Source organism: Halobacillus sp. ABH2_015 (assembly GCF_056158945.1).
The window spans coordinates 2,546,048-2,567,153 of the sequence record NZ_JBSWUG010000002.1 but is presented as its reverse complement, the minus strand read 5'-3'; the positions used below and the strand labels follow the sequence as shown (position 1 = coordinate 2,567,153).

General features: G+C 46.6%; 23 protein-coding genes and 1 riboswitch. Of the genes, 18 read left to right on the top strand and 5 right to left on the bottom strand.

What is annotated here, in order from left to right; genetic code table 11:
- Nucleotides 1-18: 18 nt before the first annotated feature.
- From ACXAD6_RS13605 to ACXAD6_RS13535, 15 genes are all read left to right on the top strand, one after another.
- A complete protein-coding gene (locus ACXAD6_RS13605) occupies nt 19-861 on the top strand; it encodes a MetQ/NlpA family ABC transporter substrate-binding protein (RefSeq protein WP_474969310.1) in 843 nt (280 codons plus the stop codon).
- A 66-nt stretch (nt 862-927) separates the two neighbouring features.
- On the top strand, nt 928-1,293 hold the full coding sequence (locus tag ACXAD6_RS13600) for a carboxymuconolactone decarboxylase family protein (RefSeq protein ID WP_474969309.1): 366 nt from the start codon (nt 928-930) through the stop codon (nt 1,291-1,293).
- A gap of 214 nt (nt 1,294-1,507) precedes the next feature.
- Nucleotides 1,508-1,660: a YuzK family famiily protein gene (locus tag ACXAD6_RS13595; RefSeq protein WP_474969308.1), complete on the top strand. Its 153-nt coding sequence runs from the start codon at nt 1,508-1,510 to the stop codon at nt 1,658-1,660.
- A gap of 239 nt (nt 1,661-1,899) precedes the next feature.
- Complete coding sequence (gene sufC / locus ACXAD6_RS13590; RefSeq protein ID WP_027956417.1) at nt 1,900-2,679, top strand: Fe-S cluster assembly ATPase SufC; 780 nt, start codon at nt 1,900-1,902, stop codon at nt 2,677-2,679.
- Nucleotides 2,680-2,697: 18 nt separating this feature from the next.
- Nucleotides 2,698-4,005: a Fe-S cluster assembly protein SufD gene (gene sufD, locus ACXAD6_RS13585; protein ID WP_474969307.1), complete on the top strand. Its 1,308-nt coding sequence runs from the start codon at nt 2,698-2,700 to the stop codon at nt 4,003-4,005.
- Nucleotides 4,005-5,225 carry a cysteine desulfurase gene (locus tag ACXAD6_RS13580; protein ID WP_474969306.1) on the top strand — a complete coding sequence of 407 codons (1,221 nt, stop codon included), beginning with the start codon at nt 4,005-4,007 and terminating at the stop codon, nt 5,223-5,225. Before sufD ends, ACXAD6_RS13580 begins: the two co-directional genes overlap by 1 nt.
- Entirely contained in the window at nt 5,215-5,658 is a 444-nt protein-coding gene (gene sufU / locus ACXAD6_RS13575) for a Fe-S cluster assembly sulfur transfer protein SufU (protein WP_206933576.1), read from the top strand. The genes ACXAD6_RS13580 and sufU overlap by 11 nt, the downstream gene beginning before the upstream one ends.
- Nucleotides 5,659-5,691: 33 nt before the next feature.
- Nucleotides 5,692-7,089 (top strand): Fe-S cluster assembly protein SufB, encoded by a 1,398-nt coding sequence (sufB, locus tag ACXAD6_RS13570; protein WP_474969305.1) that lies wholly within the window; start codon nt 5,692-5,694, stop codon nt 7,087-7,089.
- Nucleotides 7,090-7,237: 148 nt separating this feature from the next.
- Entirely contained in the window at nt 7,238-8,053 is an 816-nt protein-coding gene (locus ACXAD6_RS13565) for a sulfite exporter TauE/SafE family protein (RefSeq protein ID WP_474969304.1), read from the top strand.
- A 2-nt stretch (nt 8,054-8,055) separates the two neighbouring features.
- Complete coding sequence (locus tag ACXAD6_RS13560) at nt 8,056-9,441, top strand: bifunctional metallophosphatase/5'-nucleotidase (RefSeq protein WP_474969303.1); 1,386 nt, start codon at nt 8,056-8,058, stop codon at nt 9,439-9,441.
- Between the two features lie 162 nt (nt 9,442-9,603).
- Nucleotides 9,604-10,380: a sporulation protein YunB gene (gene yunB, locus ACXAD6_RS13555; RefSeq protein WP_027956424.1), complete on the top strand. Its 777-nt coding sequence runs from the start codon at nt 9,604-9,606 to the stop codon at nt 10,378-10,380.
- 54 nt (nt 10,381-10,434) lie between these two features.
- Nucleotides 10,435-10,618, top strand: a riboswitch (Lysine riboswitch).
- Between the two features lie 134 nt (nt 10,619-10,752).
- Complete coding sequence (locus ACXAD6_RS13550) at nt 10,753-12,303, top strand: Na+/H+ antiporter NhaC family protein (protein WP_474969302.1); 1,551 nt, start codon at nt 10,753-10,755, stop codon at nt 12,301-12,303.
- 270 nt (nt 12,304-12,573) lie between these two features.
- A complete protein-coding gene (locus tag ACXAD6_RS13545; RefSeq protein ID WP_474969301.1) occupies nt 12,574-14,100 on the top strand; it encodes a sodium-dependent transporter in 1,527 nt (508 codons plus the stop codon).
- 1 nt (nt 14,101) lies between these two features.
- A complete protein-coding gene (locus tag ACXAD6_RS13540) occupies nt 14,102-14,200 on the top strand; it encodes a MetS family NSS transporter small subunit (RefSeq protein ID WP_156896525.1) in 99 nt (32 codons plus the stop codon).
- A gap of 218 nt (nt 14,201-14,418) precedes the next feature.
- Complete coding sequence (locus ACXAD6_RS13535) at nt 14,419-14,664, top strand: hypothetical protein (RefSeq protein WP_474969300.1); 246 nt, start codon at nt 14,419-14,421, stop codon at nt 14,662-14,664.
- 214 nt (nt 14,665-14,878) lie between these two features.
- Here the strand turns inward: ACXAD6_RS13535 and ACXAD6_RS13530 are convergent, their stop codons facing one another.
- Both ACXAD6_RS13530 and ACXAD6_RS13525 read right to left on the bottom strand, forming a co-directional pair.
- The gene (locus ACXAD6_RS13530) at nt 14,879-15,790 is read right to left on the bottom strand and encodes a M23 family metallopeptidase (protein WP_474970431.1); all 912 of its coding nucleotides are present in this window, start codon (nt 15,788-15,790) and stop codon (nt 14,879-14,881) included.
- Between the two features lie 107 nt (nt 15,791-15,897).
- Entirely contained in the window at nt 15,898-16,521 is a 624-nt protein-coding gene (locus tag ACXAD6_RS13525; protein ID WP_474969299.1) for a YhcN/YlaJ family sporulation lipoprotein, read from the bottom strand.
- A 136-nt stretch (nt 16,522-16,657) separates the two neighbouring features.
- Between ACXAD6_RS13525 and ACXAD6_RS13520 the strand changes: the two genes are divergently transcribed.
- Nucleotides 16,658-16,933, top strand: coding sequence for a YutD family protein (locus tag ACXAD6_RS13520; RefSeq protein ID WP_027956430.1), 276 nt, complete (start codon nt 16,658-16,660; stop codon nt 16,931-16,933).
- Between the two features lie 34 nt (nt 16,934-16,967).
- Here the strand turns inward: ACXAD6_RS13520 and ACXAD6_RS13515 are convergent, their stop codons facing one another.
- Both ACXAD6_RS13515 and ACXAD6_RS13510 read right to left on the bottom strand, forming a co-directional pair.
- Nucleotides 16,968-17,258, bottom strand: coding sequence for a cytosolic protein (locus ACXAD6_RS13515; RefSeq protein WP_474969298.1), 291 nt, complete (start codon nt 17,256-17,258; stop codon nt 16,968-16,970).
- A gap of 49 nt (nt 17,259-17,307) precedes the next feature.
- Entirely contained in the window at nt 17,308-17,574 is a 267-nt protein-coding gene (locus ACXAD6_RS13510; protein ID WP_474969297.1) for a DUF3055 domain-containing protein, read from the bottom strand.
- Between the two features lie 134 nt (nt 17,575-17,708).
- Between ACXAD6_RS13510 and hepT the strand changes: the two genes are divergently transcribed.
- Together hepT and ACXAD6_RS13500 are read left to right on the top strand one after the other, a co-directional pair.
- Nucleotides 17,709-18,164, top strand: coding sequence for a type VII toxin-antitoxin system HepT family RNase toxin (gene hepT, locus ACXAD6_RS13505; protein ID WP_474969296.1), 456 nt, complete (start codon nt 17,709-17,711; stop codon nt 18,162-18,164).
- Nucleotides 18,164-18,940 carry a TIGR01457 family HAD-type hydrolase gene (locus ACXAD6_RS13500; protein ID WP_474969295.1) on the top strand — a complete coding sequence of 259 codons (777 nt, stop codon included), beginning with the start codon at nt 18,164-18,166 and terminating at the stop codon, nt 18,938-18,940. Before hepT ends, ACXAD6_RS13500 begins: the two co-directional genes overlap by 1 nt.
- Before the next feature lie 515 nt (nt 18,941-19,455).
- On the opposite strand, the gene ACXAD6_RS13495 is transcribed toward ACXAD6_RS13500, so the two are convergent.
- Entirely contained in the window at nt 19,456-21,015 is a 1,560-nt protein-coding gene (locus ACXAD6_RS13495; RefSeq protein ID WP_474969294.1) for a hypothetical protein, read from the bottom strand.
- Nucleotides 21,016-21,106: the final 91 nt, after the last annotated feature.

The window sequence follows — 21,106 nt, the reverse complement described above, 5'->3', positions numbered from 1 at the left end:
AAAAGGGAGAGATTATTCATGAAAAAAATCTGGACAACAGCGGTTGCGCTGTTATTCGTTCTTGTTCTTGCCGCCTGCGGTTCTTCTGAGGAAGATTCCTCCAGCGGTGAAGGAAATACGGAAATTACAGTAGGAGCAACAAGTGTTCCTCACGCTGAAGTTCTTGAAGAAGCAAAGCCGCTTCTTGAAGAAGAAGGGATCACGTTAAATATCGAGGAATACCAGGATTACATCCTTCCAAACCAGGATTTGGCCGAAGGACGTATTGATGCAAACTATTTCCAGACGATTCCTTATATGGAACTTCAAGAGCAGGATAATGATGATTACGATTTTGCCAATCTCGGCGGGATTCACATTGAGCCGATCGGTGTGTACTCCCAAAAGTATGACAACCTTGAAGACGTAGAAGAAGGTACCGAGTTCGTCATGAGCCGTTCTGTATCCACCCACGGCCGTGTATTGACACTTCTTGAAAAAGAAGGGTTGATCAAACTGGATGAGAGTGTAGAAAAAGTGGATGCCACGGTCAATGATATTGTCGAGAACCCTAAAAACCTTCAGTTTGATACCGGCGTGGACGCAGCCGGCCTTCCTGAAGTGTACAACAAAGAGGAAGAAGTCCTTGTAGCGATTAACACGAACTACGCGATTGAAGCGGACCTTGTACCAAAAGATGATGCGATCATCCTTGAAGGGACAAACTCCCCTTATGTGAACGTCATCGCTGCTCAAAGCAAAGACGAGGACAACGAGGCACTGAACACGCTAGTGGAAGTCCTTCGTTCTGAAGACATTCAAACTTTTATTGAAGAGGAATACGAAGGAGCAGTTATCCCTGTTTCCGACGATTCTGAATAACGGATAAAATAAGTGACTGCGGTTTATACTAACCGCAGTCACTTATTATTTATGGGAGGTTTTAACATGCAGGATCAGAATATGACGTGGACGCAGACATATTTACATGATTATAAAGAAGGAATGGGTGTCTTTGCGGAACACATGCCTGAAGTCGCCCACCAGTTCAGTCAATTTTCCCAGGAATGTTTTAAAGCCGGAGAGCTTTCACAAAAAGACAAGCAGCTGATGGCTCTCGGAATCAGTATCGTGGCCCAGGATGAATACTGTATGATCTACCACACCAAAGGCTGTGTCGATCAGGGAGCTTCGGAAAGAGAGATCATGGAAGCTTGTGGAGTCGCCGCAGCTTTTGGAGGCGGAGCAGCTCTCAGTCAAGCTGTTACCCTTGTCCAGGACGCCTACAGTGATTTAACGAACAACGTTAACTAATTGAATTATTAGAAAATTAAAGAAAAACAAATGTATTAAATGGAAATGCAATTATTAAACGCTTACATCGGTCCGCGGGTCCGCATATGAATGAAAATGCGGTTTCAGAAGATTTTATACAGGGTAAAGGTTTGTGGTAACCTAAATTGTGTAAATAATCTGAAAGGGTTGATTCGTTATTAATGACCATCTGCAGTTGAATTTCACCGCTGAAATGGAAAAGGCAATGCATCAGGCTCACAATACGAGTTATGCGGAGTACAGCCGTAGACTGGACACTCGGCTGGAAGTAGAACAAAAGCGTCAGCGTGAATTCGAACAAACTCAGAAAATGCATGCCCAGGTGGACCGTCAATTGCATAGATAATGTTTAGGAACGAATCAATCAGGTGGCTTTAGTCACCTGATTTTTTCATGTTATACTAATGTAGGAAAGTGAGAATGAACATGTATCAATGTCCAGGTTTCCCTCTCCTTTTACCAGTGGGAAAAAGTTGATTACAAATAAAAAATGATTTAAGATTATAATGAGAATAAATTGAGAATGAATGTTTGTTTTCAGTCTGACTGGACATTCGATAATAATAGATACTGGAGGTATACATTATGGCAGGATCAACATTAGAAATTAAAGATCTTCACGTAGAGATTGAAGGTCAGGAAATCCTTAAAGGTGTAAACTTAACAATCAACGGCGGTGAATTCCACGCAGTTATGGGACCAAACGGAACAGGTAAGTCCACGTTGTCCTCTGCAATCATGGGTCATCCGAAGTATGAAGTAACCAAAGGTGAAATCATCCTTGATGGTGAAAACGTACTGGAGATGGAAGTAGACGAGCGTGCGAAAGCCGGCTTGTTCCTGGCCATGCAGTACCCGAGTGAAATCAGCGGTGTAACCAACTCCGACTTCCTGCGTTCTTCCATTAACGCTCACCGTGAAGAAGGTGATGAAATCTCTCTTATGAAATTCATTAAAGAGATGGACAACACGATGGATACACTTGAAATGGATAAGAACATGGCTCAGCGTTACTTGAACGAAGGTTTCTCCGGTGGTGAGAAAAAACGTAACGAAATTCTGCAGCTGATGATGATTCAACCGGCGATTGCCATCCTGGATGAGATTGATTCCGGCCTGGATATTGATGCTCTTAAAGTCGTTTCCAAAGGGATCAACGAAATGCGCAACGACTCCTTCGGCTGCCTGATCATCACTCACTACCAGCGTCTATTGAACTACATCACTCCTGATAAAGTACACGTGATGATGCAGGGTCGTATTGTGAAGTCCGGTGGTCCGGAGCTTTCCCAGCGCCTTGAAGAAGAAGGATACGACTGGATCAAGCAGGAGCTTGGCATCGAAGACGAAACGGTCAACGCGTAATAAGATAGGAGGGTAACCATGACAGTAGAAGTCACACTACCATACGACAAAGAGTATGTTACAAACTTTTCCCAGGGTCTTCAGGAACCTGAATGGATGAAGAACCTTCGTCTAAGTGCTCTGGAGAAATCAGAATCTCTTCCATTACCAAAACCAGATAAAACCAATATATCCAAATGGAACTTCACGGAATTCGATCATCACGTAACGAGTGATAAGATTGAAAATCTTGACGATCTTCCAGTTGAAATCAAGGACTTTTTAGATCAGGAAAAAGAACAGCAGAACCTTGTAATTCAGCGTAACCATACCGTTGCCTATGCAGCGATTGAACAGCAGCTGAAGGACAAGGGTGTCATCTTTACAGACATGCTGACAGCTGTCCGTGAGCACAGCGATCTCGTTGAAAAGTATTTCATGAATGATGCGGTGCACGTGGACGAACACCGTTTGACTGCGCTGCATGCGGCTCTAGTGAACGGCGGGATTTTCCTTTATGTTCCAAAGAACGTTCAGATCGAAGAACCGATTCAGGCGATTTTCTGGCAGGAGGATCCTAAAGCCTCTCTCGTTAACCACATTCTTGTTGTGGCAGAGGAAAACAGTTCTGTTACGTATGTGGAGAACTATATTTCCCACAATAAAGAAGAAAAAACTTCTTCCAACATTGTGGCAGAAGTGATCGCTAAAGACGGAGCGAAGGTTTCCTTCGGTGCGGTGGATAACTTCGAAGCCGGAACGACAGTTTATGCGAACCGCCGCGGTGTAGCCTATCGTGATGCAGTGATCGAATGGGCTCTCGGCCAGATGAATGAAGGAGATACCGTCTCTGAAAACATCACGCATTTGATCGGTGACAACTCCCATTCCAATGCGAAAACAGTAGCCATCGGCCGTGGAGCGCAGAAGCAGAACTTTACAGCGAATATCACCCATTTCGGAAAAGGGTCGGATGGATATATCCTTCAGCACGGAGTTATGAAGGACAAAGCCTCTGCAATCTTTAACGGAATCGGAAAAATCGAACACGGCGCCAGTAAATCCAATGCCGAGCAGGAGTCCCGTGTACTGATGCTCAGCAAAGATGCACGTGGTGATGCGAACCCGATCCTTCTTATTGATGAAGATGACGTTACCGCTGGTCACGCTGCTTCTGTCGGCCGTGTGGATCCAATCCAGCTTTATTATCTAATGAGCCGTGGAATCTCTCGCTTTGAAGCGGAGCGTTTGATTATTCACGGATTCCTGGCACCTGTGGTAAATCAATTGCCTGTAGAGGCGGTAAAACGCCAGCTTAGACAGGTAATTGAAAGGAAAGTCTATTAATGGATGTAAAAGCTGTACGCGAACAGTTCCCAATCCTTCAACAGGAAGTGAATGGGCATCCGCTCGTGTACCTGGATTCCTCCGCGACTTCCCAAAAACCCCTTCAGGTGATTGAGAAGCTTGATGAATACTACCGCGGATACAATTCCAACGTTCACAGAGGTGTTCATACACTGGGAACGAAAGCAACAGACGAATATGAAGGTGCCCGCGAAAAAGTCCGCCGCTTCATAAATGCTTCCAGTACACAGGAAGTCATTTTCACACGTGGTACAACGACAGCGATCAATACGGTAGCATCAAGCTACGGCCGTGCGAACCTTTCTGAAGGTGACGAAGTCGTCATTACTCAGATGGAGCACCACAGCAACATCATCCCGTGGCAGCAGGTCGTCAAAGAAACAGGCGCTGTCCTCAAGTATATTCCGATGCAGCCCGATGGAACCGTTCGTTTGGAAGATGCAGAAGCAGCGATTACCGACAAAACGAAAATTGTAGCAATGATGCATGTATCCAACGTACTTGGTACGATCAACCCGGTGAAGGAAGTGGCTGAAATCGCCCACCGTAAAGGTGCAGTCATGCTCGTGGACGGAGCTCAGAGTGTCCCTCATATGAGCATCGACGTCCAGGACCTGGATGCTGACTTTTACGCCTTCAGCGGCCACAAAATGTGCGGTCCGACCGGCATTGGTGTTCTCTACGGTAAGAAAGCCTTGTTGAATGATATGGAGCCGGTTGAATTCGGTGGTGAGATGATCGATTTTGTTAACCTGTATGATTCCACGTGGAAAGAGCTTCCGTGGAAATTTGAAGGGGGTACGCCGATCATTGCAGGCGCTGTTGGTCTTGGCGCAGCGATCGACTTCCTTTCAGACATCGGACTGGATAACATTCGCAGGCATGAAGAAAAACTGGCTGCCTATGCGGTTCAGGAAATGAACAAGATGGACGATATGAAGATTTTCGGTCCTGAACATCGTGCCGGTCTTGTAACGTTCAATCTCGGCGATGTCCACCCTCACGATCTCGCAACCGTGCTTGACGCTGAAGGGGTGGCTGTACGTGCGGGACATCACTGTGCCCAGCCGCTGATGCGCTGGCTGAACGTTTCAGCTACGGCCAGAGCAAGTTTTTATCTCTACAACACAGAAGAAGATATAGACCGACTTGTCGCTGGATTACAAACAACAAAGGAGTATTTTGGCGATGTCTTTTAATAACCTAGATACCCTTTACCGTCAAGTCATTATGGATCATTATAAAAACCCGCGCAATCGTGGCTCCATTGAAGGAAATCCAATGGTCGTAGATATGAACAATCCGACCTGCGGGGACCGGATACAGGTTTACCTGCAAGTGGAGGACGGATTGGTCCAGGAAGCGAAGTTTGACGGAGAAGGCTGTTCCATCAGCCTTTCCTCCGCATCCATGATGACGCAGGCGATTAAAGGCAGACCCGTTGATGAAGCATTAAAAATGTCCGAGCTGTTTTCCGACCTTATGCAGGGGAAAGACATTGATGAAGACGGCCTTGACCTTGGCGACATTGAAGCCCTTCAGGGAGTAGCCAAGTTCCCGGCACGCATCAAATGTGCGACACTGGCATGGAAAGCCATGGAAAAAGGTGTCGGAGAAGAGAAGCAGGACTAAAGCTTTTGCCAATACCAAAAGGAGGTATGTACCATGGCCAAAAAAGCGCCAGAAGTGGGAGAGTACCAATATGGTTTCCACGAAAAAGACGTATCCATTTTCCGTACACAGAAAGGTTTGACGAAGGAAGTCGTTGAACAAATTTCTAATTATAAAGAAGAGCCGAAGTGGATGCTTGATTTCCGCCTGAAGTCTCTTGAGCAGTTTTATAAAATGCCGATGCCACAGTGGGGCGGCGACCTCCAGGAACTGAACTTTGATGATATTACGTATTACGTAAAACCATCCGAACGTTCCGAGCGTTCGTGGGATGAAGTTCCGGAAGAAATCAAGAATACGTTCGACCGTCTTGGAATTCCGGAAGCGGAGCAGAAATACCTTGCCGGTGTATCTGCCCAGTATGAATCCGAAGTGGTTTATCACAACATGGAGAAAGACCTGGAAGATATGGGTGTAATCTTTAAGGATACCGATTCAGCTCTTAAAGAAAACGAGGACCTTTTCAAAGAATATTTCGGTAAAGTCATTCCTCCATCCGACAACAAATTCTCAGCGTTGAACTCTGCGGTCTGGTCCGGTGGTTCCTTCATCTATGTTCCGAAAAATACGAAGGTGGAAACGCCGCTTCAAGCCTATTTCCGTATCAACTCTGAAAACATGGGACAGTTCGAGCGTACGCTGATCATTGCTGACGAAGGTTCTTCTGTCCACTATGTAGAAGGCTGTACAGCTCCAACGTATTCGTCCAGTTCCCTGCACAGTGCGGTCGTTGAAATTTTCGTTAAGGATAATGCGTACTGCCGTTATACAACGATCCAGAACTGGGCCAACAACGTCTACAACCTTGTTACGAAGCGTGCGGTTGCTGAGTCCAATGCAACGATGGAATGGGTCGACGGTAACCTCGGTTCCAAGTTGACGATGAAATATCCAGCTGTCCTTCTTAAAGGAGAAGGAGCCCGCGGTATGACGTTGTCCATCGCTCTTGCTGGTAAAGGCCAGCACCAGGATGCCGGTGCGAAAATGCACCACCTGGCGCCGAATACGTCATCGACCATCGTTTCCAAATCCATCTCCAAGCATGGTGGTAAAGTAACCTACCGCGGAATCGTGCAGTTCGGCCGTAAAGCCGAAGGCGCTCGTTCCAACGTTGAGTGTGATACGCTCATTATGGATAACGAATCTACGTCAGATACGATTCCATACAACGAAATCATGAACGAGAACATCTCTCTTGAGCACGAAGCGAAAGTTTCCAAAGTTTCTGAAGAGCAGCTGTTCTACTTGATGAGCCGTGGTGTTTCTGAAGAGGAAGCAACAGAAATGATCGTGATGGGCTTCATCGAGCCATTCACGAAAGAACTTCCAATGGAATATGCCGTTGAGATGAACCGCCTGATCAAATTTGAAATGGAAGGTTCCATCGGTTAATCGAATACAGAAGCCGCACAGATCCCGATCTGTGCGGCTTTTTTTTGTGGGCAGACACAGAATGGAGAAGCAGAAGCGGGCAGGATGTTTTATGAATAGAAAACATGATACTATAATATTATCTATAATGAGTTGAGGAAGGTCCCTTATGTTTCTTTTAATGTTTTTGATTGGTGTTGTGACGGCTTTAGTGGGGAGCATCGCCGGCCTCGGCGGCGGTGTTATTTTAGTGCCTGTGCTCCTCTTTTTGGCCGATCATCTTCCAGCCTTTGACTGGGTGAGCCCCCAGTCCATCGTTGGAGTTTCACTGGTCGTTATGATTTTCACCGGTATGTCGTCGACGATTTCGTATATCCGGCATAACCGGGTGGATAAAAAAATCGGCTTTATCTTTTTATATGGAAGTATTCCTGGAGGCATCTTCGGTTCCTGGCTGAATCAATTTTTTAAAACAGACGGGTTCTCTTTGTTTTTTGGGATTGTAATGATACTCGTTTCTCTCTTGTTTTTTATTCCGAGGAGACCACCGGGCACACCGTTGTTCACAAGCGGGATTAAAAGAGAGAGAACAATAAATGGACAAACGTACACTTATCAAATGCCTGTATGGCTCGGGCTGTCCTTGTCTTTTGCTGTTGGCATGCTCTCGGGTCTGCTCGGCATCGGCGGCGGTTCTTTGATGGTGCCTGCGATGATTCTGCTGTTGAATATTCCCCCGCATATCGCGACGGCTACATCGATGTTTATGATTTTCTTTGCCAGCATCACGAGTTCAGCCACCCACGTTGCAATGGGGCATGTGGACTGGGGCGTCACGCTCTGGTTTATTCCAGGGGCCTATGCAGGAGGGATGCTTGGAGCTGAAATCAACCGTCACCTGAACGGGAAAGCAGTGGAATGGTTCTTAAGGATTCTGCTGATTATGATAGGGATACGCTTAATCTGGCAAGGGTTAGGAGACTGATGATGAAGGAAAAACTGCACGTATACTATACAAGTGATCTTCATAGTCACTTTGAGAATTGGCCCCAGATTGTCGGCTATTTTCGAAAGAAGAAAAAAATCCATGATCAAAAAGGGGAAGACTACTGGCTGTTGGATAACGGCGATCACGTCGACCGTTTTCATCCTATAACCGAAGGATTGATGGGCAAGGGAAACGTTGACCTATTGAATCAGGCTGGTTATTCCGTAGCGACCCTTGGAAATAACGAAGGGATTACACTTGCCAAAGAGGACCTTCATAAACTCTATGACGAAGCGGACTTTCACGTGGTCTGTGCCAACCTGGAGTGTTTGGAATCTCCTGCACCGGAATGGCTCAAACCGTATCATATCCTCCACTCCAGCCGAGGCACGAAGGTAGCCGTCATTGGTTTGACGGCCCCTTTCCAAGCCTTTTATCAGAAACTTGGCTGGGACGTCCATTCACCATATGACTGGCTGGATAAGCTGCTGCCGGAAGTGAAGGAAAAAGCAGACATCGTCGTTCTATTATCCCACCTCGGGATCAATGAAGATGAAGAGATCGCACGAAGGTACAATGGAATTGATCTCATTATCGGAGGCCACACGCATCACCTTTTTCAAAACGGCGAGCATGTAGACGGTACGCTGTTGACAGCCGCTGGGAAGCACGGCACCCATCTCGGGGAGGTGCTGTTGGAATGGGACTGCGAGGCCGGTGAAATCACCAGGAAAGAAGCTTATGCGGTCCCTACAGAGCAGATGAGAAAAGACGATCAGGTGACCGAATACTTAAGGTGGATCCGCGGGGAGGCTGTACGCCGTCTGGAAACCCCTGTAGCCTATTTGAAAGAGCCGATGCATATTGCCTGGTTCCAGGACAGTCCGCTTATGTCCAGACTTACGGAGCAGCTCCGCACATGGACTTCATCTGATATAGCCATGTTGAATGCTGGCGTTCTTCTTGACCATCTGCCGGCCGGGGATATTACGTATGAGGACGTTCACCGGATCTGTCCGCATCCGATGAATCCATGCAGGGTGGAGTTAAGAGGAGATGAACTTCTTGAAGTCATCCGGGCGGCTCATACGAAGAAGCTGACGGAAATCCGTCTGAAAGGGTTCGGTTTCAGAGGAGAAGTTATAGGCAGAATGGTTTTTGCCGGCGTTGATATTGAACGAAGGCTGGATGAGGACGGAGAAGAGCGTGTCGTTCAAGTGCTGTACAAAGGCAAGCCTGTGGAATACGATCAGACGTACAGCTTTGCTACAGCAGACACATTTACGTTCGGTCGTTTCTTCCCGGAAATTGCTTATGCAGAAACGAAGCAGTATTTTATGCCGGAACTCTTAAGGGATTTACTGAAAAAAGAACTGAAAAAATAAAATGATCCCCCTGCCGGGAAAGAAAGCGGCAGGGGGATTATTTTATTGTCTTCCTGTGCTGTATGAGATGTATAAAGATATCCTGTATTTCTGCGAAAGGGACTATCTTTGGTGATTAGAGAAAGGGCGCTCCTCATATATATAGAGGGGGAGGGTGCCTGTATGCCTAAAAACCGAGTGACTAAACGATCCACCATAGGCAGGCGGATTGTCATCAGCCTGTTGTTTTTCGCCCTTTTCACGGTGCTGAGTCTCTGGTATATCAACAGAGGGGTGACGCCGGCGCTGGTCGAGATTGCTGAAACAAAAGCCCAGCAGCTGGCAAGAGATGCCATTAATGAAGCTGTAAGCAAACAGATTGCAGAAGACCTGCAATTTAATGACTTGGTTAAGATGGAAAAAGATGATCAGGGAAATGTCGTTTATATGGGATGGAACTCTGTGCTTGTCAACCGAGCTCTCCGGGATACAACCATCAGGGTCCAAAATTTCCTGAAGCGGATGGAGCTTGGTGAACTGCCGATGGAAGATACGACACTGGAACCGGACCTCGACCCGGATCGGACTCCGGAAGAGCAGGGGGAACAGCCCGCAACACTCATTGAACTTCCGATTGGGATGGCTACCAACAACAGTCTGCTTGCCAACCTTGGACCCAAGGTGCCTGTACAGCTGCGTGTCATTGGAGATGTTCAGTCTGAAGTAGATATTGAAATGACGGAATACGGAATCAATGCCGCCTTGTTTGAATTGACCATCCACTTTGAGGTAAATGTTCGAATCGTCATCCCTTTTTCCACAGAAACGACGGTCGTCACCAACAATATTCCAATCGACCAGGCTACGATTCTCGGGGAAGTACCGGAATATTTCGGAGGCATGTCCGGAGGTGACGGCGGGAACCCTTCGTTCTCCCTTCCTATGGAGCCCTTGCAATAATGGCCGGTCACTGATACAATACCAAAGAACTGAATATGCGTGACCTTATCAGATCGGTGAGGTAGAGGCGCAGGCATCATGAGTAGCTGATGGGAGTTTGACAAGCCGGGATCATTAGTGAAAGGGAAGGCCTGCCGAAGTGTGGCTGAACACGTCAAGTTTTGACACGCTGGTGTATACCTGAAGAAGGCATACACTGTCATGCATGCTTTTGGGTGCATGGGGCGCTACTGATCGAAATGGAGGATAATCAAGTTGTCTGCAGACAGTGATGGATTATTTTCTGTCATTGTTTTTTTATTTTATTCCTCATTTTATACCCACCAGTAGCCTTCCATTCCCGTAACATCAAGATATACGGAGGGGAAACACATGGAAGGAACCATCTTTTCTTTAGTTCCAGCAATACTTATGCTTATCCTTGTCTTAGTCACAAGGCGCGTCATCTTGTCCCTTGGGATAGGGATTATCGTCGGAGCATTCATGCTCACACAAATGGATATTGGAGCAGGTCTGGGCTTGATCTGGTCTATATTTGCCGGTATTTTCGTCAGCGAAGGGGCGTTAAACACAGGGAATCTGTATCTCTTGTCCTTTTTATTTCTGCTCGGAGTCGCCACAGCCTTTATGACGGCCTCCGGAGGCAGCCGCGCTTTCGGTAAATGGGCTGTTGAAAGGATCCGGACGAGAAAAGGGGCCAAGCTCGTTCCGTCCATTCTAGGTATCATCATTTTTATTGATGACTACTTTAATGCTCTTGCAGTCGGACAGGTCGCACGTCCTGTAACAGACCGCTATAAAGTATCCAGAGCCAAACTGGCCTACTATATAGACTCCACTTCAGCGCCGATTACGGTCATATCACCGATATCCAGCTGGGGAGCTTATATTATCGGAACGATTGGAAGCATTCTTGCAGCCAATGAGATTTCGAACTATCAGGCTTTTGAAGCTTTTGTTCTTATGATCCCGGCAAACTTCTATGTATTTGCAGCACTGCTTCTTGTATTTTTGACGATTTATCTGCGTCTGGATATTGGTCCGATGAAAACGCACGAAAACAGAGCCAAGGATACAGGCGAGCTTCACAACCCGGATAGAGGGGATGTGCCCGGCGACTTGAACAATGAATTCAAGGAGCATGACAACGGGAAGATTTCCCACTTAATCTGGCCGATTGTAACGTTGATCATCGGTACAGTAGGAATGATGGTTTATACAGGAATTCAAAGTTCAGAAGGAACCGCGGATATCCTTTCCATCTTTGCTAACACAAACGTAAACATTTCCTTGTTTGCCGGAGGGATCATTTCCGTAGTCACAGCCCTGCTTTTATATGTCGGGCAGCCGTCACCGAAATCCGGTTTGCTGCACGTATTTCTACAAGGGTTTAAAGCGATGCTGCCGGCGATCTACATTCTGATTGCTGCCTGGATGATCGGCGACATTATCAGCCGCCTGCAGACAGGGGAATATCTCGCCCAGCAGTTCAGTCAGGCGGATGTGAACATCGCCTATCTTCCGCTGATCATCTTCCTGTTATCCGGTTTTATGGCCTTATCTACAGGAACGTCCTGGGGAACTTTCGGAATTATGCTTCCGATCGCTGGAGAAATTGCTGCTGTCACCGATCCAGCATTCCTTCTTCCAGCCCTTTCAGCCGTTCTTGCTGGTTCTGTGTTCGGTGATCACTGTTCACCGATTTCCGATACGACGATCCTTTCGTCCACAGGAGCGGGAGCCAACCACATTGATCACGTATTGACCCAGCTGCCATATGCCATCATTGCAGCTGTGGCTGCCTCGGTCGGTTATGTTGTGCTGGGCCTTACAGGACAGGTGTGGGTGCCGCTGCTGCTGTCCCTTATCATTGTTCTCATCACAGCTCTGGTCATTCACAAACTGAATCCCGAAAAAAGATAGAAAAAATGATGAGTTGAAAAGAGGGGGAACTTCTGTTAAACAGGAGTTCCTCCTCTTTATTTATTATCTCTTTACAAGCTGAAAGGCAGAGAAAGCATGCCTCTGTCTATTTCATTCCTAAGTCCTAAGACTTCCTGATCTGGTATTTTCTGAAAATTTTAAAAATATTTTGACAAGCCTATGCGCTGCCGTTATAATTTAAAACAGAATAATCAGAAAAATAAAAAATGAGGGACATTTATCACCGTTCCTCTCAGGGAGGTCTTTCACATGGAAAATCGCGCACAATGGGGTACACGTGCCGGATTTATCCTGGCAGCCGTAGGTTCTGCCATTGGTTTGGGGAACATTTGGCGTTTTCCAGCTGTTGCTTATGAAAATGGAGGAGGAGCATTTTTTATTCCTTACTTGTTCGCTCTTCTAACCGCAGGTATTCCTCTATTGATCATGGAGTTTACCATCGGTCATAAGTACCGTGGATCTGCACCGTTGTCCTTTTTCCGGATGAGCAGAAAAGCAGAGTGGATCGGCTGGTGGGGTGTGCTGGTCGCGTTTGTTATTTCCACTTATTATGCGGTCATTATCGGCTGGGCCATTTCATACAGTGTGTTTTCGTTCAATTTATCATGGGGTGATGATACCGAAGGCTTTTTGTTCAGTGACTACCTTCAGTTATCTGTGAATCCCGGCGAGACCGGAAGCCTCGTCCCCGGTGTACTGATTCCTCTGCTTATTGTGTGGGCGATTACACTTGGAGTTCTATTCAAGGGAGTTAAAAAGGGAATTGAGACTGCGAACAAAATCTTCATTCCTACACTTGTCGTCCTTTTCATGATCATTGTTATACGAGCCCTTACACTTCCGGGAGCAGCACAGGGGCTGCAGGCTTTCTTCGAGCCGAATTTCTCAGCGATTATGGACAGTTCGGTATGGGTCGCCGCCTATGGACAGATTTTCTTCAGTCTTTCTATTGCTTTTGCTATTATGATTACTTATTCCAGTTACCTTCCGAAAAAATCGGATATTACAAATAACGCGTTTATTGCCGGTTTCAGTAATTCAGGTTTTGAACTGCTTGCTGGTATCGGAGTATTCGCTGCCCTCGGCTTCATGGCTTCCCAGAGTGGAGTGCCTGTAAACGAAGTCGTTAGCGGCGGGGTGGGACTTGCCTTTGTTGTCTTCCCACAGATCATTAATGAATTTCCAGCATTGAATGGATTGTTCGGATTTTTGTTCTTCCTTTCACTCGTGCTGGCCGGATTGTCTTCCTTGATTTCCATTTCGGAGACATACGTAGCCGGGATCAGCGAGAAATTTGGAATTTCCAGAACGAAGGCAGTCGCTTTCGGCGGCGGAACAGCAGCCGTTATCTCTCTGTTGTTTGCTACGCAGGGCGGATTGTTCTTCCTGGATGCTGCTGACTATTTCATCAACCAGTTTGGTGTCGCTTTCGTCGGGCTTGTCGAAGTCGTAGTCATTGCCTGGTTCCTTCGTAAGCTCAATGATTTTCAGTCGCACGCTAATGAAATATCCGATATCCGTCTCGGAACATGGTGGAAAGTGTCCCTTGGACTTATTACACCACTCGTACTTGGATATATGATGTTCGACCTGTTTAAAACGAACCTGGCGAAAGAATTCGACACAGAAACAGGAAACTACGAAGGATACGCAGATGGGTTCATTCTTTTCGGTGGCTGGTTTGTGGCAGCGTTCGCCCTCATTGTCGGAGTGTTGATGATGTTTAAACGCTGGAACGCCAAAGCTTTCGAAGAGGAAAAAAAGGAGGTAAGCTGACATGACAGCAGGTGCAGTAATTACCATGGTTATCGGAATGGTTGTCATCTGGGGAGGTCTGGCAGCGAGCATTACGAACGCTGTGAAAAAAGCTAAATAATCAAAGGCGCCGCATCTGCGGCGCCTTTTAGTTTTTGCCATGATCGAGCGTTTCACTTGCCCTTTCAAGAAGTGTGATCATTCCCTTTCCGCAGATAAAGGTATCCAAGTTTTTTTTCGTTATGCTGCCTGGCTCCCTATTAACTAATGTTTGCGCTTTTCTGATTTTTCTTTTAAAATAATATCGCATTTGATTATAACTTTTGTAGGGGGGTCATATTGAATAAGATTGAGCGAATAATGAAGCCCATTCATATAGGGTTCACAACACTATGTTTAATTTATTTACTTTTAGTATTTATCACTGATATAGTTTTATCTCCACCAATTCTTTTTGCCTTTTTCATTGTCATTCCGTTGGGTAGGGCAAGTTTCCGACAAAGTGAAGGCCATAAAATTGATGCTATTGCCTCTCTTGGTTTGAGTTTGTTTTTCTTGGCAGCACTCGTTATTTATTTAATTTGAAAAGAACGCCCTTCCATTGAATGAAGGACGTTCTTCTTTTCAGCTCATCATTTGATCAGATGAAGTGGAGTGTTCGGTGGTGACGCCTGCGGGAAAAGCACGAGACGAAGATCCACTTGGACAGATGGTTTTCCTGTCCAAGTTAGCTGAGGCTGTGCCCGCGGCAAGCATCCACCGATAAACGGAACATGGTCATCCACAAGATGGGCTTTTTTTATTCTGCCATCCGTTCCCATCGTCTTAAGAACGGATAGGGGTCGAAGGACCATTCATTCTTCCCATTATCCTGGTACATCCCGTAGTGCAGATGCGGTGGAAACTTACCGGACGTGCCCGGCGGCCCGTAACCCGAAGCACCAACGGCTCCGATAACATCGCCAGGCTGAACGACGTCGCCGACTTTAATCTCTTTGGAAAAGTTCTGCAGGTGGGCGTAATAGTGATAAATGTTGTAAATATCACGAATTCCAATGCGCCAGCCTCCATACGTATTCCATCCCTTCATTTCGACGACGCCGTACGTCGTGGATTTGACAGGAACTCCGTAGCCGGCAAAGATATCGGTTCCTTCATGAATCCTCCGTCCACCAAATCCCCGCGCATCTCCCCATGTGCTCCGGTAACTGTAGTTGTACTGTTTAGGAAGAGGGAAATCACGGTTCGTTAAATGCACCGTTTTGAACGTGCGGAATACTTCGGCGGAATGCATAATCGTCTGAACGGTTAAATCCCGCTTGTAGTATTGAAATAATGCAATCTTGATATCATCTTCTGAGGTTCCGAACGATTTTATATACCGGCCGAGCGACCATAGTACGTCCTCATCGTTATGGATGTCTGCTTTTTCATCTCCATTGCCGTCTGACCCCCATCCATCAGGGGAGACGGCAGAAGGGAAAGCGTCAGCGGAGCCTGACCAGAACATGGGATCAAATTCGATAGCTGTAACCCGGCCTTCATCAGGATCATCGTGTACCTGACGTTCATACTGGTCGACAGCCGCGAGATATTCCCACGGGATATCGGTAACGGCTGAAGTTTTTTTATAAAGGGCCATCCGCTCCTGGCTTTCTTTTTCATCTGGTTCTGCATGGACAGCTCCAGTTGAAAAAGAGAGAACGGCCATCAAGATTCCTGTCACGAGTGCTGTACCTTTCATATTCTCACCTACAACAAATTGATACTCTTAGGATGAACAAAGAATCTTCAGGTATGAATGGTAAATTCGGGAGGCTAATTTTCCATCCCGGTCTCTGCTTCTGTATTCGTATTTGGCCCTACATTCGGCTGATTTGGATTGGTTTCATCCACTTTTCCTTGAGGGGACTGCTTCATTTTTTTAATGATACTGCTGATGGTACTGTTATATCCTTCATCATAGACGGTGGAGTTGCTCAGACTTTGGACATCTCCAAAGGAAGCTGGATTATCGGACACATAAACGTGGTAAAAACTCGGGACAAGGGAATAGGCGGTTTTCTGAACCATGTCGGCGGCTGTTTGTCTATCGGTGTCATCCGCACGCTTATAGGCAACAAGCACTTCGTTGTCCGTTACAGCTGTGGCTACGTCATCAAACTGCTCGTATCGTAAAATCATGCGGGAAATCATATCCGCCATTTGTTCTCTGTTCACTTTAATCTGACGGTTTCTTTCCTCGTCCTGGTCCAGCTGGTTTTTCTCGAAGCGTACATAGCCGACCTGGCCGTCTTTCGGTTCGGTATTGTATCCGTCCATAGCATTTCCGCTGAGCGTATCACCGTCCATCAACTGTTGAGCTTCTTCTTCCTTCGTCTCCTGGCATCCGGCTAGAAGACCGCAGAGGAGAAGAGTGGCAGCCATTTGTTTAAGCTTCATCATAGATCCTCCTTGCCATATGGGTGTATTTTTATAGTGGGCACTTTTGTTGGAAACATACCTGTTCATTTTTTCAGGACGTTTCCTTCCTGTTGGAAAAATGTGATACACTAATGGGTAGATAGAGGTGATGGATGTGATTGAAATTTCAGGTAAAACGTTTGATATCCTGGAGAATCACCAGGAGGGCTTTCAGCAGGAAGAAGTGGAAGGCCGCTTCAGCGACATATTGAATAAATATGATTTTATCGTAGGGGACTGGGGATATGGTCAGCTCCGTCTGAAGGGATTTTACGACGATCAGAATTCCAAGGCGACCTTCGATACGAAAATCAGCACTTTGGAAGATTACTTATATGAATACTGCAATTTTGGCTGTGCTTATTTTGTTCTTAAGCGGATCCGACAGTAAAACCGGCGTGTTTACAAAACACACGCCGGTTTTTTTAATGATCTTCCTGGGAGGGTTTAATATCAGCGTTTGATTCATCGTGCAGGGGATGGGCTCCATCCTCCTGACGGGGCAGATCTTCATGCAGGGACTTGTACTCGTAATTAAACGCACTGTAATACCTCTGCTTATTTGTCCATGGGGAACTTTTCTCATTGGAAACAGGCTCATGCTTATTCCGGGGGGATCCATAAGCTCCTTCCGGAAGCTGTTCCGGGACCAGATAGTTCCGCTGGGCTTCCACGTTGGCAAAATCGGAATAATCTTTCTTTTTCTTGTCATTCATCCTATTCGACCTCCTTAGGCTTAGAGTGAGCGTAAGGAACGGATTTATGCTACAGGAGATATGGAAGATAGTTTCTGAGCTCTTCGGCTTCCATCGCACTCAGCTGGAATAAATGCTCCAGGTATCCGTCCCTGTTGATGTTCTCTTCATCCAGAAGTCCCTGCCTGTTTTTAGGCAGGTTGATGACGAGAGATTGGTCTTGGAAATACTCTGCCTTCATAATAGCAAGCTCGAATCGATGACTGCCTGCGGTAAATGAAACGAATCGTGTGCTTGTATCCTGGGTAACATCTTCTAATAGTGGACGTTGGTACATCTTTTACACTCCTTTTGTTCGTGCTCTTCTGCATAGTTATCAGGTAGTATATCCATTACGCTGGAATTTATCGACCGAAAATAGTTGTGGTATGATAACGGTAGCATGGACTTTAACAGTCAGGAGGATTTTACATGTATTTTGTGGATCGGGAGAAAATTGAAAAGATCTTATCTTATATGGAAACGATACAAGCAGAAGTGAGAAAGCAGGGGTTTTCCTCATTCCGGGAGAAGCTTGTACTGGAGCGTTTGACACACCTTACTGTCGAGGCTGTACTAGATGTCGGCAATATGATGATTGATGGTTTTATTATGCGTGATCCGGGCAGTTATGATGATATTATCGACATTTTGCTGGATGAAAAGGTTCTTCCTGCTGAACATGAGGAAGCATTTAAACAGTTCATTCAGTTAAGGAAGATGATCGTCCACGAGTATACAGAGGTGGATCATGAGGCTGTCGAACGTGCGTGGGCGTCGCATCAACATGCACTGGAAGCTTTCCCGGAGCGGATCCGCATGTACCTCGATCACGAACTGGGTCCTGTATCCGCTTTTTCAAAAAACACTACGAAAGGGGAAGCCTGATGAAACATTATCAGGGATACCTGGTGGATTTGGATGGGACGATGTATAAAGGGGAAGCGGCCGTGGACGGGGCTTCGCACTTTATTGACCATCTGATCGGTCTTCAGGTCCCTTTTTTATTTTTGACTAATAATTCCTCCCGTACGCAGGATCAGATTGCAGCGAAATTAAACAAGCTTGGTGTGAAAGCCCGGCCTGATCAAGTGTATACAAGCAGTTTAGCAACGGCTGACTTCATCAAGGAGAAGAAGGAGCAGGCACGAGTGTATGTAATCGGGGAGGAAGGTCTTCATAAGGCTCTTACAGACCGGGGCCATATCCTTGTGGAGGAGGAGGCAGATTTTGTAGTCATCGGCATCGACCGGGAAATTTCCTATTCCAAGCTTGCCAGGGCCTGCCTCGAAGTGAGGAAGGGAGCCGGTTTTGTGAGTACGAACAGCGACACAGCCATTCCGACGGATAAGGGGATGCTGCCTGGAAACGGAGCCATGACAAGTGTTGTTGCTGTTAGTACAGGTGTGGATCCCGTCTTTGTCGGTAAGCCGGAGCCGATCATTATGGAGCGGGCTTTAAAGGAGCTGCAGCTTCAGGCGGATCACGTATTGATGGTGGGCGACAACTATTACACCGATATCCTCGCCGGGATGAAAGCAGGGGTGGACACGTTGATGGTGGAAACCGGACTGAGCTCATTCCATGAGATAGAAGCTCATACCCATCAGCCTACCTATAAAAAGCTGAACTTACACGAGTGGTTAGTTGAACTTAAAGAATAAATAAAAATCACCACCTGCCTCATGGGGCAGGTGGTGATTTTTTATAAGGCTCTGTATATTGCTTGGTGTTGTTATTTAACATGTGAGCTCCTATCACCCCTTTCTCTCATGGGGTTTGTATGAGGCGGCCTTGGGAATGACTCCCTTTCCGTGGGGTACCGTGAGCCTCCTCAGGCTGCGCCTTCCGGGGTCACACGATGTACCTTCATCCCACAGGAGTCTCGCCATTCCCAAGGCCGCCTCTTCAAAGAAGGGTAGTTAGAAAGGACATAACCGAAGTCCGTTACACCACTACGAAAGGGATGGCAGGGAAAACAGGTAGACTCCTGCGGGAAAAGGAACAAGGGGAGACCCCGGAGAACGAAGTTCGAGGAGGCTCATCGTTCCCCGCGGAAAGCGGACGGTTTTCCCTGCCATCCCATGCTCTGAGTAAACAACGGACTGGACCCCTGATTCCAGACGGAAACGATTTAGTAATCGTTTAAAATATCAACAACAGTCTTTAACAGAGCTTTTTATAAAACGTAAGGGCCGAAGAAAATAGTGATCAATGCGACGTGAACACTGATGAAGTAGGTGATCTGAACAGGGATTGACCAATCTCTCTGTTTCGCACCGGTTTTCAGAATTCCAAAGGCGATCAGGGCAAAACCAAGGATGAAAAGGATAGGACTGCCGGGGAAGCTTAAATAATCAGGGGCTCTGGCAAGGAGCTTTTCTGAGAATAAGGGACTGCGCACAAGAATGGCGGCTGCCAGGTAAATGGCGATACCCGTGAGCAGAATCCATGTACGGTCCTGGTCCAGCGCGTCTCTTTTAACAAACATAAGAATGACAAGGAACAAAAGCGGCCATATATACCAGAAGGTCATAATGAGGAGTCCGAAAAAGCTGTAGGAAAGCATCCCCATTGTTTTTCCCAGTGCTCCTAAAAGGACACGGGAGTTCCATGTGTCAGCTTTCTCGATGATTTCAGGGTTCTGGGAAGATAAGAGAAGCTTGTGACTGTCCCCGCCTTTATCGACCCAGACTACACTGTCCTCTTGAATTTGGACCGGGTGGGTGGACAGATCCGGTGTGTTGCTGATCCGTGTGATTTCTTCAACCCCGGAAGTACCGAGCGGGGCTTTATAAATGTTAAACTGGCTGTTTTCACCGAATCTTGTATTGGTGGCCCCGACCGCTTTAAACAGCAGGGAGGTTCCCTCTTTCTGAGGATGCAGACTCATATCCGATATTTCTTTGAGAGGCTTCGAAGAGACGGGATCAATAAAAGAAAGGCTGGTGGTCTTTAAAGGTTCTTGAAAGGAAGTGGTTTCGTAATAATAATGGTTTTCCATCTGACCGGAAGCGGACTGTTTCTGAACGGTCGATATAAGAACAGTGGCTTCCTTGTTCTGTATTGTAAACTGGATGTCCTTAATACTTTCAGAACCAGACGGTAGAAAAGCGGCTTCTCCGATCTTTTTCACCTCATTGTCCACGTGTTCAAAGAAGTGCAGGTGACGGCCTTCCTCGTCTGTGTACTCTTCCATAAGGTAAGTGCCTTCATCCGTCTCTGACGTTTTCACCTTGGAATCACTGGAGGTGAGTGTCATCAGTTGCCTGCTTTCATAATTGGCTGGATCTATGGTGTAAAGGGCGTTCTCCTTTTGGTAAAGCGCAGCCGAGGATGTGGGGATAAAGCCGTCAATATCCGTTAGTTTTTCTTCTGTATCCCCGCGGTATAAGCTGTAGTAATCAGAATAGAGGAGTTTGTCATTTTCTATGTAAAAGCTTGTGAACTTATCCACGGGAATCGTGTACTGCTGCTCATCCATTTCAGTGTAGTTGTCATCATAGGTATGCCGGGTAATACCGCTTTCCGTGAGATAAGAGATTTGTATGCCATCGTCTGTCTTCTGGATATGGGGCTGCTTAACAGCGGTTGTTTCTCCAATCTCCCAATCTCTGCTCCAGTCCTGATCGGCAGGCTCCGTAACTTCCTGATAGTTTTCAAAGAATAAAAGCACAACTCCTGCTGCAATGATGATCAACGGCAGGATCCATACAAGTTTTAAACGCAGCGTCTTCACGTTATCCGCCTCCTTTTCCTATGTATACGTGATGGAGGGCAGAGAAGTTTCATTGGATTAAAAAAACACCAGGCAGCTGCCTGGTGTGGGT

Excerpts from the sequence above, each read along its gene's own strand:
- yunB (WP_027956424.1), top strand. The coding sequence starts at position 9,604 with ATGCCTAAAAACCGAGTGACTAAACGATCCACCATAGGCAGGCGGATT.
- ACXAD6_RS13550 (WP_474969302.1), top strand. The coding sequence starts at position 10,753 with ATGGAAGGAACCATCTTTTCTTTAGTTCCAGCAATACTTATGCTTATC.
- ACXAD6_RS13540 (WP_156896525.1), top strand. The coding sequence starts at position 14,102 with ATGACAGCAGGTGCAGTAATTACCATGGTTATCGGAATGGTTGTCATC.
- ACXAD6_RS13605 (WP_474969310.1), top strand. The coding sequence starts at position 19 with ATGAAAAAAATCTGGACAACAGCGGTTGCGCTGTTATTCGTTCTTGTT.
- ACXAD6_RS13510 (WP_474969297.1), bottom strand. The coding sequence starts at position 17,574 with ATGTACCAACGTCCACTATTAGAAGATGTTACCCAGGATACAAGCACA.
- sufD (WP_474969307.1), top strand. The coding sequence starts at position 2,698 with ATGACAGTAGAAGTCACACTACCATACGACAAAGAGTATGTTACAAAC.
- sufU (WP_206933576.1), top strand. The coding sequence starts at position 5,215 with ATGTCTTTTAATAACCTAGATACCCTTTACCGTCAAGTCATTATGGAT.
- ACXAD6_RS13500 (WP_474969295.1), top strand. The coding sequence starts at position 18,164 with ATGAAACATTATCAGGGATACCTGGTGGATTTGGATGGGACGATGTAT.
- ACXAD6_RS13600 (WP_474969309.1), top strand. The coding sequence starts at position 928 with ATGCAGGATCAGAATATGACGTGGACGCAGACATATTTACATGATTAT.
- ACXAD6_RS13565 (WP_474969304.1), top strand. The coding sequence starts at position 7,238 with ATGTTTCTTTTAATGTTTTTGATTGGTGTTGTGACGGCTTTAGTGGGG.
- ACXAD6_RS13580 (WP_474969306.1), top strand. The coding sequence starts at position 4,005 with ATGGATGTAAAAGCTGTACGCGAACAGTTCCCAATCCTTCAACAGGAA.
- ACXAD6_RS13595 (WP_474969308.1), top strand. The coding sequence starts at position 1,508 with ATGGAAAAGGCAATGCATCAGGCTCACAATACGAGTTATGCGGAGTAC.
- ACXAD6_RS13525 (WP_474969299.1), bottom strand. The coding sequence starts at position 16,521 with ATGAAGCTTAAACAAATGGCTGCCACTCTTCTCCTCTGCGGTCTTCTA.
- sufC (WP_027956417.1), top strand. The coding sequence starts at position 1,900 with ATGGCAGGATCAACATTAGAAATTAAAGATCTTCACGTAGAGATTGAA.
- ACXAD6_RS13515 (WP_474969298.1), bottom strand. The coding sequence starts at position 17,258 with ATGAATGACAAGAAAAAGAAAGATTATTCCGATTTTGCCAACGTGGAA.
- hepT (WP_474969296.1), top strand. The coding sequence starts at position 17,709 with ATGTATTTTGTGGATCGGGAGAAAATTGAAAAGATCTTATCTTATATG.
- sufB (WP_474969305.1), top strand. The coding sequence starts at position 5,692 with ATGGCCAAAAAAGCGCCAGAAGTGGGAGAGTACCAATATGGTTTCCAC.
- ACXAD6_RS13560 (WP_474969303.1), top strand. The coding sequence starts at position 8,056 with ATGAAGGAAAAACTGCACGTATACTATACAAGTGATCTTCATAGTCAC.
- ACXAD6_RS13545 (WP_474969301.1), top strand. The coding sequence starts at position 12,574 with ATGGAAAATCGCGCACAATGGGGTACACGTGCCGGATTTATCCTGGCA.
- ACXAD6_RS13530 (WP_474970431.1), bottom strand. The coding sequence starts at position 15,790 with ATGGCCGTTCTCTCTTTTTCAACTGGAGCTGTCCATGCAGAACCAGAT.